Origin of the sequence: Pseudomonas citronellolis (assembly GCF_900112375.1) — a bacterium.
In the GTDB taxonomy this organism is placed as follows: Bacteria; Pseudomonadota; Gammaproteobacteria; order Pseudomonadales; family Pseudomonadaceae; genus Pseudomonas; species Pseudomonas citronellolis.
This window is the reverse complement of record NZ_FOLS01000030.1, coordinates 16,210-29,477: the sequence shown is the minus strand read 5'-3', so window position 1 is coordinate 29,477 and position 13,268 is coordinate 16,210. Positions and strand designations below refer to the sequence as shown.

Here is a 13,268-nt window from a genome sequence, read left to right as displayed (position 1 = left end):
CGCCAGCCGGTGATGTGGGAAGCGGGCCATGCCCGTGACAGCCTGAGCGCAGAGTCGTGGCGATGGGTATCGCTTCGCTCAACCCATCCTACGGGACTGCGCCGAGGTGCTCTTCGTAGGAGCGAGCTTGCTCGCGAACAAACATGGTGCCATGCGGTTCGCGAGCAAGCTCGCTCCTACAAAAAATCGCCGCCAGCCGGTGATGTGGGAAGCGGGTCATGCCCGCGGGCAAAGCGGACGCAGGGAAAAGGGATGCGCTCAATACAACGCGTTGGGCTGGACGATGCCGTGCTTCTTCATCTTCCGATACAGGGTCGAGCGGGCCACGCCGAAGTGCTCGGCCACCGCGCTGATGTTCCACTGCCGTTCGCGCAGCGCGGCCAGCAGGTGGCTCGCCTCGGTGTCGTCCAGGCGCGCGGCCAGGGCGCCGCTGGGCGTGGCCACGACGAGGGCCGGCTGATGCAGTTCGGCGGGCAGGCAGTCGAGGTCGATGACGCCGTCCTCGGCCAGGGCCGCGGCGTAGCGCAGGCAGTTGAGCAACTGGCGGATGTTGCCCGGCCAGGGCTGCGCGCGCAGGCGTTCGCGCGCTTCCGGCGCCAGGCGCAGCGCGGGGTCGATGGCGGCCAGCAGCTGCTCGACCAGCGCCTCGCGGTCGCTGCGCTCGCGCAGGGCCGGCAACTGCAGGGTCATGCCGGCCAGGCGGTAGAACAGGTCCTCGCGGAAGCCGCGGGCCTGGATCATCGCGGCCAGGTCCTGGTGCGTCGCCGAGACCACCTGCACGTCCAGCGCCACCGGCGTCTCGGCGCCCAGCGGGAGGATCTCGCGCTCGGCCAGCACGCGCAGCAGGCGCGTCTGCAGGTGCGCCGGCATGTCGCCGATCTCGTCGAGGAACAGGGTGCCGCCGTTGGCCAGCTCCAGCTTGCCCTTCATGCCCTTCTTGCTGGCGCCGGTGAAGCTGCCGCCGCGGTAGCCGAACAGCTCGCTCTCGATCAGGCTTTCGGGGATGGCCGCGCAGTTCAGCGCCACGAAGGGCCCGGCGCGGCGCGCGCTGGCCTGGTGGATGGCGCGGGCGAAGGCCTCCTTGCCGGTGCCGGTCTCGCCGTTGAGCAGGATGGCGATGCCCTTGTCCAGCACCTTGCGCAGGCGCCGCACGCCCTCCTGCAGGCGTGGGTCGGCACCGGCCAGGCGCGCCAGGTCCGGGTGCTCGCCGGCCTTGGCCGATGCGGGCGGGGCGCTGCGCCGCGGCAGGCCGGCGGGCATGCGCAGGCCGACCTCCACCGCCGCCTCGTCGCCCAGGGTGCGCAGGCGCACGGCGCGGGCGCCGCCCTGGCTCAGGGCCAGCAGCTGGTCGAGGTCGCTGGCCAGCAACTGCTCGATGCGGCTGCCCAGCAGCTCGCCGGGGCTGGCGGCGAAGGCGGCGTGGTTGGCGCCGATCACCCGGCCGCGCTCGTCCAGGGCCAGCAGCTGCTCGGCGGCCAGGTCGGCGACCTCGTCGCGGGCCTTCACCGAGAGCGTCAGGCGGTCGCGGTAGCGCTGGCGGAAGGCGGCGTTCTCGATCAGCCGGGCGTAGAGGATGACCAGTTGCAGGGTGAGGTACTGCGCCTCCTTGGGCCCGCCGCTGTTCAGGCAGGTGGCATTGAGGCAGCCGCGCAGGTTGTGCTGGGCGTCGTAGATCGGCGCCACCGAGCAGCTCAGGCGGAAGTTGCTGACCAGGAAGTGCTCCTGGCGGTGGATGGTCAGCGGCGCGGCGGCGGCCAGGGCGGTGCCGATGCCGTTGGTGCCGGCCACCGACTCGTCCCAGCGCGCGCCGACGATCAGCCCGGCCTGGGTATAGCGGTCGCGCTGCGCCGGCAGGCGGGCGTCGAGGGTGACGCCCTGCTCGTCGCTGAGCAGCACGGCGAAGCCGGCCGGGGTGACGCGCCGGGCCAGGCCGCTGACGCCCTGGCCGGCGATGGCCAGATATTCCTCGTGCTGGGCCTGGTGCTCGCGGATTTCGCCGGCGGTGAGGATGTGTTTCTCGGCGCTGGCGCGCGGGTCCAGGTGGTGCTGCACCACGCTGCGGTACCAGGAGCGGGCGATGGCGTCCTCCGGTTGCAGGTCGCGCTCGCCGAAGTGGTCGGCGATGAAGCTGGCGAGGTCGTTCGGGCAGTTGTCCAGGGCATGCTCGTTCATGGGTACTACTCCCGGGCGCCGTCAGCCGTGCTGCGGCGCTTTGTTGTTGTCAGGTGCCGTTCGGCGGGGCTTGCCGGGCGAACGGACCGGCGCAGGCAGGCAAGTCTAGTCAGGCGCCCGCCGAACGGCGAGGAACCGAGCAAGGCCCGTGCCGCCTGTACGGACAAGAGGCGCCCCGCGCGGCGCCAGGGTTCAGCGCGCCGCGCGAGGGCGGCGCCGGGAACGGTTGTCGCGCCCCGCGCGACACCTGTAGCGGGCGGGCGCGACAGCTGTCGCACCCTCCCTACCAAATCAGGGGGAAAACTCCTTCGAAAGTATCATTCGGAGGGCTCCCCCCTGGTGTTTAACTCGACCTGCCGGAATCGCCGGCCAACAAGAAGAGGACAGACCCATGTGGACCAAGCCTAGCTTCACCGACCTGCGCCTTGGCTTCGAAGTGACCCTGTACTTCGCCAACCGCTGATCCACCCGGCCCCGGTCTTCCGGGGCCCCTGCCCACGGGGCACTGTCATGCACATCCGTATTCTCGGTTCGGCCGCCGGTGGCGGCTTCCCGCAGTGGAACTGCAACTGCCGCAACTGCCACGGCGTGCGCAGCGGCCAGGTGCTGGCGCAGCCGCGCACCCAGTCGTCCATCGCCCTGTCCGACGACGGCGAGCGCTGGATTCTCTGCAACGCATCGCCCGACATCCGCGCCCAGCTCGCCGCCTTCCCGGCCTTGCAGCCGGCGCGCAAGGTGCGCGACACGGCCATCGCCGGCATCCTCCTGCTGGACAGCCAGATCGACCACTGCACCGGTCTGCTCAGCCTGCGCGAGGGCTGCCCGCACGACGTCTGGTGCACGCAGATGGTCCACCAGGACCTGACCAGCGGCTTCCCGCTATTCAACATGCTGCAGCACTGGAACGGCGGCCTGCGCCACCACCTGATCGAGCTGGACGGCGCGCCCTTCACCGTGCCCGCCTGCCCGAACCTGCGCTTCACCGCCATCCCGCTGCGCAGCGCCGCGCCGCCGTATTCGCCGCACCGCCACGACCCGCACCCGGGCGACAACATCGGCCTGTTCGTCGAGGACCTGGGCAGCGGCGGCAAACTGTTCTACGCCCCCGGCCTGGGCCAGGTGGACGAGGCGCTGCTGGGCTGGATGCGCCGCGCCGACTGCCTGCTGGTGGACGGCACCCTGTGGCGCGACGACGAGATGCGCCGCTGCGAAGTGGGCGACAAGCTCGGCAGCGAGATGGGCCACCTGGCTCAGAGCGGCCCCGGCGGCATGCTCGAAGTGCTGGACGGCGTGCCCGGGCCGCGCAAGGTGCTCATCCACATCAACAACACCAACCCCATCCTCGACCCGGCCTCGCCCGAACGCGCCGAACTGGACGCCCGCGGCGTCGAAGTGGCCTGGGACGGTATGGCCATCCATCTGTAGAGGGAGCGCGCGATGAACGCCGCCATGAGCCCCGCCGAATTCGAGCAGGCGCTACGCGCCAAGGGCGCCTGCTATCACATCCACCACCCGTTCCACGTGGCCATGTACGAGGGCCGCTGCACCCGCGAGCAGATCCAGGGCTGGGTGGCCAACCGCTTCTACTACCAGCTGAACATCCCGCTGAAGGACGCCGCCATCCTCGCCAACTGCCCGGACCGCGACACCCGCCGCGAATGGGTGCAGCGCATCCTCGACCACGACGGCCGCCCCGGCGAACCCGGCGGCATCGAGGCCTGGCTGCGCCTGGCCGAGGCGGTGGGGCTGGAGCGCGAACAGGTGCTGTCGCAGGAACTGGTGCTGCCCGGCGTGCGCTTCGCCGTGGACGCCTACGTCAACTTCGCCCGCCGCGCCAGCTGGCAGGAAGCGGCCAGCAGCTCGCTGACCGAGCTGTTCGCCCCGCAGATCCACCAGTCGCGGCTGGACGCCTGGCCGCAGCACTACCCCTGGATAGACGCGGCCGGCTACGACTACTTCCGCAGCCGCCTGTCCCAGGCCCGCCGCGACGTCGAGCACGGCCTGCGCATCACCCTGGAGCACTACCGCACCCGCGAGGCCCAGGCGCGCATGCTGGATATCCTGCAGTTCAAGCTCGACGTGCTCTGGAGCATGCTCGACGCCATGAGCATGGCCTACGAGCTGGGCCGCCCGCCGTACCACACGGTGACCCGCGAGCGCATCTGGCACAGGGGGCTGCTGTGATGAGCCTGCCCGCGCTGGACAGCGTGCCGCGCATCCGCCGCGGCTTCCGCCTGCAATTCGAACCGGCCCAGGGCTGCCACGTGCTGCTCTACCCCGAAGGCATGGTCAAGCTCAACGACAGCGCCGGGGAAATCCTCCAGCGCATCGATGGCCAGCGCGACGTGGCGGCCATCATCGCCGAGCTGAGCAAGAGCTTCCCCGGCGTGCCGGGCATCGACGAAGACATCCTGGCGTTCCTCGAGGTGGCCCATGCGCAATTCTGGATCGAGCTGCACTGAAAGCGCCGGCCCGCCGCTGTGGCTGCTGGCCGAGCTGACCTACCGCTGCCCGCTGCAGTGCCCGTACTGCTCCAACCCGCTGGACTTCGCCAGGCAGGGCGGCGAACTTTCCACCGCCGAGTGGATCGAGGTGTTCCGCCAGGCCCGCGAGCTGGGCGCCGCGCAGTTGGGCTTTTCCGGCGGCGAGCCGCTGCTGCGCCAGGACCTCGCCGAGCTGATCGGCGCGGCCCGCGGGCTGGGTTTCTACACCAACCTGATCACCTCCGGCATCGGCCTGAGCGAGGCTCGCCTGGCGCAGTTCGCCGAAGCCGGGCTGGACCACATCCAGATCAGCTTCCAGGCCGCCGACGAGGAGGTGAACAACCTGCTCGCCGGCTCGCGCAAGGCCTTCGCCCAGAAGCTGGCCATGGCCCGCGCGGTGAAGGCCCACGGCTACCCGATGGTGCTCAACTTCGTCACCCACCGGCACAACATCGACAACATCGGGCGGATCATCGAGCTGTGCATAGAGCTTGAGGCCGACTTCGTCGAACTCGCCACCTGCCAGTTCTACGGCTGGGCCGAACTCAACCGCGCCGGCCTGCTGCCCACCCGCGCGCAGCTGGAACGCGCCGAGCGCATCACCCACGAATACCGCGAGCGCCTGGCCGCCGAAGGCAACCCCTGCAAGCTGATCTTCGTCACCCCGGACTACTACGAGGAGCGCCCCAAGGCCTGCATGGGCGGCTGGGCCAGCGTGTTCCTCGACGTCACCCCCGACGGCACCGCGCTGCCGTGCCACAGCGCGCGGCAATTGCCGGTGCAGTTCCCCAACGTGCGCGAGCACAGCCTGCAGCACATCTGGTACGAGTCCTTCGGCTTCAACCGCTACCGCGGCGACGCCTGGATGCCCGAGCCGTGCCGCTCCTGCTCGGAGAAGGAACGCGACCACGGCGGCTGCCGCTGCCAGGCCTACATGCTCACCGGCGACGCCGACGCCACCGACCCGGTGTGCGCCAAGTCGGCCCACCACGGGAAGATTCTCGACGCCCGGCGCCAGGCCGAGGAAGCGCCGCTGGGCCTGGACCAGCTGACCTGGCGCAACCAGCGCGCCTCGCAGCTGATCTGCAAGGCCTGAGGGTGCGCAGCCTGGCCCATGGCGACTGGACCAGCGCCTGGAGCGCCGAGCGCGCGGTGGCGGCGGGGCGCGACTTCGCCGAACTGCACGCGGCCCACGGCGGGCTGTTGTGGCTGGAGTTCGAGCCGCGCAGCGCGCGTTGCCGCCTGTACCTGTGGCGCGATGGCGCGCTACAGGAACTGACGCCGCCCGGCGCCTCGGCGCGCAGCCGCCTCTACGAATACGGCGGCGGCGCCTGCTGCGCCACGGCCGAGGGCGTGGCCTGGGTGGAGGAGGGCGACCAGCAGGTGCGCTGGCTGCGCTTCGGCGAGGCGCCCCGGCAGTTGACCGAGCGCCCGCAGTGCCGCTATGGCGACCTGCACTACGTGGCGGCCTGGAATGCGCTGCTGACGGTGGAGGAAAGCCGCGAGAACGATGCCGTGATCCACCGCATCGTGCGCCTGGACGCCGATGGTGCGCGCCAGGTCATCGCCGAAGGCGCGGACTTCTACGCCGCGCCGACAGCCTGCTTCGACGCGTCGCGCATCGTCTGGGTGGAGTGGGACCGCCCGCAACAGCCCTGGACCGCCACGCGCCTGTGCCTGCTGCGGGATGGCGAGCGCTGCTGCCTGGCGGGCGAGGGCGGCGAAGAATCCATCCAGCAACCGCGCTTCGACGACCAGGGCCGCCTGCACTGGCTCAGCGACCGCAGCGGCTGGTGGCGCCCCGAGGCCGAGGACGGGCAGGCCGGTGCCTTCGCTGCCGCCGACCATGCCCCGGCGCCCTGGCAGCTGGGCGGGCGCAGCTATCTGCCGCTGGCCAATGGCGAGATGCTGCTGAGCCGTTTCGAGGAAGGCCGCGGGCTGCTGGTGCTGCGCGCGGCCGATGGCGGCGAACGGCGCCTGGCCCCGGACTTCTCGCGCTTCCGCGCCCTGGTCGCCGACGCCACCCACTTCTACTGCATCGCCGCCGCCGAGGACCGCCTGCCGGCGCTGCTGGCCATCGGCCGCGAGAGTGGCCACGTGCAAGTAATCGCCGGCGGCGAACATCCGCTGGACGAGGCCGAGCTATCGCGCCCACAACCCTTCGGCTACCCGGTGGCCGGCAACGAGCGCGGCCACGGCTTCTTCTACCCGCCGCGCAACGCCCAGTGCCGCGGCCCGGCGGGGCGGCGGCCGCCGTTGGTGGTGTTCCTGCATGGCGGGCCCACTTCGGCCTGCTACCCGGCGTTCGACGCGCGCATCCAGTTCTGGACCCAGCGCGGCTTCGCCGTGGCCGACCTCAACTACCGCGGCAGCGCCAACTTCGGCCGCGCCTACCGCGAACGGCTGCGCGGCGAATGGGGCAGGGCGGAGGTGCAGGACATCTGGGCGGCGGTGGTGCAACTGGCCGCCGACGGGGTGATCGACCGCCAGCGGGTGTTCGTCCGCGGCGCCAGCGCCGGCGGCTACAGCGCGCTCTGCGCCCTGGCCTTCGTCGGCGGCTTCCGCGGCGGCGCCAGTCTCTACGGCGTCAGCGACCCGCTGGCGCTGGGGCGGGTGACGCACAAGTTCGAGGCCGACTACCTCGACTGGCTGATCGGCGACCCGCAACGCGACGCCCGCCGCTACCGGGCGCGCACGCCGCTGCTGCACGCCGCGCGCATCCAGGCGCCGGTGATCTTCTTCCAGGGCGAGCTGGACGCCGTGGTGGTGCCCGAGCAGACCCAGGCCATGGTCGCCAGCCTGCGCCAGCGCGGCCTGGCCGTGGAATGCCACCTGTACCCCGGCGAGCGCCACGGCTTCCGACAGGCGGCCAACCTGGCCCACGCGCTGGACGCCGAGTGGCGCTTCTACCGCGCGCTGCTGGGCGGCTGACGGCCGGGCCAAGGTCGCATTGCAATCAGCGCAGGATGCAGTAGGCTCGCGGAAATATTTCATAACAAGAACAAGCACCCCATGAGCCACGACCTCAGCCTGCTGCGCAAATTCGTCTCGCCAGAGATCATCTTCGGTGCCGGCTGCCGGCACACCGTCGCCAACTACGCCAAGACCTTCGGCGCCCGCAAGGTGCTGCTGGTGTCCGACCCCGGCGTGCTCGCCGCCGGCTGGGTGGCCGACGTGCAGGCCAGCCTGGCCGGGCAGGGCATCGACCACTGCCTGTACACCGACGTCTCGCCCAACCCGCGCGTGGAAGAAGTGATGCGCGGCGCCGACATCTACCGCAGCGAGGGCTGCAACGTGATAGTCGCGGTCGGCGGCGGCAGCCCGATGGACTGCGCCAAAGGCATCGGCATCGTCGCCGCCCACGGCCGCAACATCCTCGAGTTCGAGGGCGTGGACAAGCTGCGCGTGCCCAGCCCGCCGCTGATCCTCATCCCCACCACCGCCGGCACCTCGGCCGACGTCTCGCAGTTCGTCATCATCTCCAACCAGGACGAGCGCATGAAGTTCTCGGTGGTGAGCAAGGCGGTGGTGCCCGACGTGTCGCTGATCGACCCGGAAACCACCCTGAGCATGGACGGCTTCCTCTCCGCCTGCACCGGCATCGACGCCCTGGTCCACGCCATCGAGGCCTTCGTCTCCACCGGCCACGGCCCGCTCACCGACAGCCACGCGCTGGAGGCCATGCGCCTGATCGACGGCAACCTGGTGCAGATGATCGCCAACCCCGACGACATCACCCTGCGCGAGAAGATCATGCTCGGCAGCATGCAGGCCGGGCTGGCCTTCTCCAACGCCATCCTCGGCGCGGTGCACGCCATGTCCCACAGCCTCGGCGGCTACCTCGACCTGCCCCACGGGCTGTGCAACGCCGTGCTGGTAGAGCACGTGGTGGCCTTCAACTACAACGCCGCGCCCGAGCGCTTCAAGGTCATTGCCGAGACCTTCGGCATCGACTGCCGCGGCCTTACCCACGCGCAGATCCGCCAGCGCCTGGTCGAGCACCTGATCGCCCTCAAGCGCGCCGTGGGCTTCCACGAGACCCTCGGCCCGCACGGCGTGGGCATCTCCGACATCCCCTTCCTGTCGCGCCACGCCATGCAGGACCCGTGCATCCTCACCAACCCCCGCGAATCCAGCCAGCGCGACGTCGAGGTGGTCTATGGCGAGGCCCTCTGAGCCGCAGCAGGACGCCCTGGCGGCGCTGCTCGGCCTGGGCAGCCACTCCACGCGCAAGAGCCACTACCCCGAGCTGCTGGCGCGCCTGGAGGAACTGGAAACCGAGCGCAACCGCTACAAGTGGCTGTTCGAGCACGCCGTGCACGGCATCTTCCAGGCCAGCCTCAGCGACGGCCTGCGCGCGGCCAACCCGGCCCTGGCGCGGATGCTCGGCTACGCCGACCCGCAGCAGGTGTTGTGGAACCTGCAGGACATGGCCACGCAACTGTTCGCCGGCGGCGAGGCGGAGATGCGCCGCATCCGCGACCTGCTGCGCGAGCAGGGCGGGCTGTTCGGCTACGAGACGCGCCTGCTGCGCAAGGACGGCAGCCACGTCGACGTGCTCATGAACCTGCTGCTCAAGCCCGACGAAGAGGGCCTGGTGGAAGGCTTCGTCGCCGACATCACCGAACGCATCCTGGCCCAGCAGCGCCTGCAGACCCTCAACGAGGAACTGGAGCAGCGCGTGGCCGAACGCACCGGCGAGCTGGAAGCGCTGAACCAGCAGCTGCGCGAGGCGCGCGACGCCGCCGAGGCGGCCAACCACAGCAAGGACAAGTACCTGGCGGCGGCCAGCCACGACCTGCTGCAACCGCTCAACGCCGCGCGCCTGCTGGTGGCCACCCTGCGCGAGCGGAAGCTGCCGGGCGCCGAGCAGCAACTGGTGGAGCGCACCCACCAGGCCCTGGAAGGCGCGGAAAACCTGCTCACCGACCTGCTGGAAATCGCCCGCCTGGACCAGAGCGCGATCCGCCCGGACCTGGACGTCCATGGCCTGGACGAACTGCTCGGCCCGCTGGCCTCGGAGTTCGAAAGCGTGGCGCTGTCGTCCGGCCTGCAATGGCGCGTGCGCATCCCCAACCTCTCGGTGCGCACCGACGCGCGCCTGCTGTCGCGCATCCTGCGCAACTTCCTCAGCAACGCCTGCCGCTACACCGGGCGCGGTGGCGTATTGCTGGCCGCGCGACGGCGCGGCGCCAGCGTGCGCCTGGAGGTGTGGGGCACCGGCCGTGGCATCCCGGCGGACCAGTTGCAGGCGATCTTCCTCGAATTCAACCAGCTCGATACCGGCCGCGCCGCCGAGCGCCAGGGCGTGGGCCTGGGCCTGGCCATCGTCGACCGCATCGCCGGGTTGCTCGGCTGCGCGGTGCAGGTGCGCTCGGTGCCCGGGCGCGGCTCGCTGTTCGCCCTCGAAGTGCCCCTGGCCGAGGCGCTGCCGCCGCGCGCCGGCGGCGATGCCGCGCCGCGCCCGAGCACCGGCGACCCGCTGCCGGGCCGGCGCCTGCTGGTGGTGGACAACGAAACCTCGATCCTCTTCAGCATGGCCGCGCTGCTCGGCCAGTGGGGCTGCGAGGTGCTCACCGCCACCGACCGCGACGCCGCCCTGGCGCTGCTCGGCTCGCAGCCGCCGGAGGCGATACTGGCCGACTACCACCTGGACCACGGCGCCACCGGCTGCGAGCTGGTGCGCGACCTGCGCCGCCACTACGGCCGCGAGATCCCCGCGGTGATGATCAGCGCCGACCGCAGCGACGAATGCCGCCGCGCCCTGCAGCGCCTGGGCATCCCGCAGCTGAACAAGCCGGTGAAGCCGGGCAAGCTGCGCGCGGTGCTCAGCGCGCTGCTCGATACGCCGGCCTGACCGGCCGGTCATGGGCGGATTCGCCCATGCGGGCTAGAATACCCGGGTGCGCGGGCCATGCCGTCCGCTACGGATTACCCCGTGTCGAGCCCGTGATGTCGTGAAGCGTGATACCCGCGTAGCCTCCCTGCTGCTGTTCATGATCTGCGTCTCCCTGGCCCTGCTGACCGCCTGGCAGACCTGGTCGTCGCGCGAGCGCACCCTGCGCGACGTCAACACCGACATGCTCAACCTCACCCAGGCGCTGGACTCCTACGCCGAGGGCGTGGTGCGCCAGTGCGAGGTGCTGCTGCTGGACCTGGCCGACCGTGTCGAGAGCGACGGTCTGGGCCCCGCGCAGCTGGCGCGCCTGCAGGGGCTGCTGGAGCGCCAGCAGAAGGTGCTCAGCCAGGTGGTCGGCATCTCGCTGTTCGACGCGCACGGCCGCTGGCTGCTGGTGTCCCATGGCAGCATCCCGCCGGGGGCGAACAGCGCGGACCGCGCCTTCTTCATCCACCACCGCGACAACCCCTCGCGGGACATCTTCATCGGCCCGCCGATCCGCAGCCGCTCCAGCGGCTTGTGGGTGATCACCGTCAGCCGCCGCCTCGACCACCCCGACGGCAGCTTCGCCGGCGTGGTGGCCACCACCCTCGGCATCGAGAACTTCCTCAGCCTGTTCGGCCGCCTGGACATCGGCCAGCACGGCGCCATGAGCCTGACCCAGGGCAACGGCCAGCTGCTGGTGCGCTACCCCTTCCGCGAGGCCGACCTGGGCCGCGACCTGTCGGGCTCGCCGCTGTTCACCGACTACCTGCGCCACGCCGACTCCGGCAGTGCCAGCAGCACTTCGCGCTTCGACGGCGTGGAGCGCATCTACGTGTTCCGCCGCAACGACCACTACCCGCTGGTGACCACCGTGGCGCTGAGCAAGGCGGAGGCCCTGCAGGACTGGCGCAAGCAGGCCCAGCTCAACGCCGGCATCGTCCTGGTGCTGCTGGCGGTGCTCGGCCTGACCGGCCAGCGCCTGCTCATCGACATCCGCCAGCGCACCCGCACCAGCCGCCAGCTCGCCGCCGCCCGCGAGGAGTTGCTGCGGGCCAACGACCAGCTACGGGTGCTCGCCGCCCAGGACGCGCTGACCGGGCTGGCCAACCGCCGCAGCTTCGACGAAACCCTGGCCACCGAGGCGCGGCGCTGTGCCCGCGAGGGGGCGCCGTTGTCGCTGTTGCTGGTCGATATCGATCACTTCAAGCGTTACAACGATAGCTATGGACACCAGGCTGGCGATGACTGTCTGCAGGTGGTGGCGGGGTTGCTAGCCGCCTGCGTGCGGCGACCGGGGGATCTGGTGGCGCGCTATGGCGGCGAGGAGTTGGCGGTGATTCTGCCCAGCACTGACAGCGCTGGCGCTGAGGCGGTGGCTAGGGCCTTCCTGCAGCGGTTGGCGGGTGAGCGGCTGGCGCACCGTGAGAGCCCCTTCGGTGTGGTTACTGCCAGTGTCGGCTTGGCCACCGCTCCGGCTACGGTGGCAGGGGGGCAGGAGTGGCAGTTGGTGAATGCTGCTGACCGGGCTCTATATCGTGCGAAGGCTGGTGGGCGTAATCGCCTGGAAGTGGAGCGCCTGGAGGGGTGATGGGGGGCTACGGATTCTCAACCTCCTCTCCAACCTCAACCCCCGTCATTCCCGCGAACGCGGGAACCCAGCTGCCTTGGCTTGGGTGTTTCTGCGCCGCTCCGAGTCTGCCCGACCTTCTCGTTTCGCCCCCTCGGGCGAGTCCCTTTTGTCAAACGGTGGAAGGCCACCCCCGCAAAAAGGAACCAAAAAGGCTTGCCCCGACATACGGGCCCGACAGAGTCGGGCTACCCTCGCGAATTCCCCCGCCACGGAGGCCCGCCCCGAGGGTACGTCCCTGTAGCCCACGGGGCTCTCGCGACATCCATGTCGCATGACCTCCTGAGCGCGGGTTTCGCTCGGCCTTCTGAAGGGGCGTTCCGGTGCGCTCGGGTGTTTCTCTGGAAGACCAAAAACCAGAGCAAGAGCCGCTTTTGCTCTTCGTAGGAGCGAGCTTGCTCGCGAACCCGCCAGTCACTGGATTCCCGCGTTCGCGGGAATGACGAGGGGGAGATGGGAGTATCAGGATGACTCAGGATTCTCCCTTCGCTCAGGACAGCCCCCTCTCCCTTCAGGGCGGGGCGCGCAGCCGAGGGCTGGGGAGAGGGCGCTCTTCTGCAGAGCCTCAACCCCTCCCCAACCTCGACCCCCTCGGAAATCCGAATCGCGGACAAAGTCCACTCCTACGACGTACTTGCGAAATCCGGATTCTGCGTCTCCCCGGTCTCGTAGAAAGCCTTCAGGTTCACCGCGATCTTCGCCACCGTCCTGCGCAGCGCGCCGGCCAGCAGCCATTCGCCCAATCTTCCGCCGCGCAGTTCGCCGTCCAGGCTCAGGCTCAGGCGGGTGCGGCCTTCGCCTTCGGGGTGCAGGGCATAGCGGAAACTCGCCTGGCGGAAAGGGAAGGGCGGCCCCTGTTCGGCGCGATGCAGGCGCAGCACCAGGCCCTGGCCTTCGTCCCACTGCGCCACGCTTTCGTCGAGGTAGCCGCGCTTCATGAACACCCGGCGGCTGGCGCCCAGGCCCGCGCGTGGGCCAGGGTGGAATTCGCAGCCGGTCAGGCCGGGCACATAGTGCGGCGCCAGGCTCAGGTCGCGCAGGCGCGCCCAGGCGGCTTGCGGGGTGAGGTCGAGGATGAGTTCGTGGCGGGCGCTGAGCATGG

Annotated in this window: 11 protein-coding genes; 9 read left to right on the top strand and 2 right to left on the bottom strand. The window is 70.4% G+C overall.

Going from position 1 to position 13,268, the window contains the following annotated elements:
• Positions 1-258 precede the first annotated feature (258 nt).
• On the bottom strand, positions 259-2,172 hold the full coding sequence (locus BM060_RS24580) for a sigma-54-dependent Fis family transcriptional regulator (protein ID WP_074983966.1): 1,914 nt from the start codon (positions 2,170-2,172) through the stop codon (positions 259-261).
• 391 nt (positions 2,173-2,563) lie between these two features.
• On the opposite strand from BM060_RS24580, the gene pqqA reads away from it, so the two are divergent.
• The 9 genes from pqqA (at position 2,564) to BM060_RS24535 (ending at position 12,127) form a co-directional block, all read left to right on the top strand.
• On the top strand, positions 2,564-2,635 hold the full coding sequence (gene pqqA, locus BM060_RS24575; RefSeq protein ID WP_003106462.1) for a pyrroloquinoline quinone precursor peptide PqqA: 72 nt from the start codon (positions 2,564-2,566) through the stop codon (positions 2,633-2,635).
• 47 nt (positions 2,636-2,682) lie between these two features.
• Complete coding sequence (gene pqqB, locus BM060_RS24570) at positions 2,683-3,597, top strand: pyrroloquinoline quinone biosynthesis protein PqqB (RefSeq protein WP_043271909.1); 915 nt, start codon at positions 2,683-2,685, stop codon at positions 3,595-3,597.
• Positions 3,598-3,609: 12 nt separating this feature from the next.
• Positions 3,610-4,356 (top strand): pyrroloquinoline-quinone synthase PqqC, encoded by a 747-nt coding sequence (pqqC, locus tag BM060_RS24565; protein ID WP_074983964.1) that lies wholly within the window; start codon positions 3,610-3,612, stop codon positions 4,354-4,356.
• The gene (pqqD, locus tag BM060_RS24560; protein WP_009622916.1) at positions 4,356-4,634 is read left to right on the top strand and encodes a pyrroloquinoline quinone biosynthesis peptide chaperone PqqD; all 279 of its coding nucleotides are present in this window, start codon (positions 4,356-4,358) and stop codon (positions 4,632-4,634) included. Before pqqC ends, pqqD begins: the two co-directional genes overlap by 1 nt.
• Positions 4,606-5,751, top strand: coding sequence for a pyrroloquinoline quinone biosynthesis protein PqqE (gene pqqE / locus BM060_RS24555; protein ID WP_074983961.1), 1,146 nt, complete (start codon positions 4,606-4,608; stop codon positions 5,749-5,751). The genes pqqD and pqqE overlap by 29 nt, the downstream gene beginning before the upstream one ends.
• A 2-nt stretch (positions 5,752-5,753) precedes the next feature.
• Complete coding sequence (locus tag BM060_RS24550; RefSeq protein WP_074983958.1) at positions 5,754-7,586, top strand: alpha/beta hydrolase family protein; 1,833 nt, start codon at positions 5,754-5,756, stop codon at positions 7,584-7,586.
• A gap of 81 nt (positions 7,587-7,667) precedes the next feature.
• Positions 7,668-8,831: an alcohol dehydrogenase-like regulatory protein ErcA gene (ercA, locus tag BM060_RS24545; protein ID WP_074983955.1), complete on the top strand. Its 1,164-nt coding sequence runs from the start codon at positions 7,668-7,670 to the stop codon at positions 8,829-8,831.
• Positions 8,815-10,512: a PAS domain-containing hybrid sensor histidine kinase/response regulator gene (locus BM060_RS24540; protein WP_074983953.1), complete on the top strand. Its 1,698-nt coding sequence runs from the start codon at positions 8,815-8,817 to the stop codon at positions 10,510-10,512. Before ercA ends, BM060_RS24540 begins: the two co-directional genes overlap by 17 nt.
• 100 nt (positions 10,513-10,612) lie before the next feature.
• Entirely contained in the window at positions 10,613-12,127 is a 1,515-nt protein-coding gene (locus tag BM060_RS24535; RefSeq protein WP_074983951.1) for a sensor domain-containing diguanylate cyclase, read from the top strand.
• 662 nt (positions 12,128-12,789) lie between these two features.
• Here the strand turns inward: BM060_RS24535 and BM060_RS24530 are convergent.
• Positions 12,790-13,266 (bottom strand): SRPBCC family protein, encoded by a 477-nt coding sequence (locus tag BM060_RS24530; RefSeq protein WP_074983948.1) that lies wholly within the window; start codon positions 13,264-13,266, stop codon positions 12,790-12,792.
• Between the last annotated feature and the right edge of the window lie 2 nt (positions 13,267-13,268).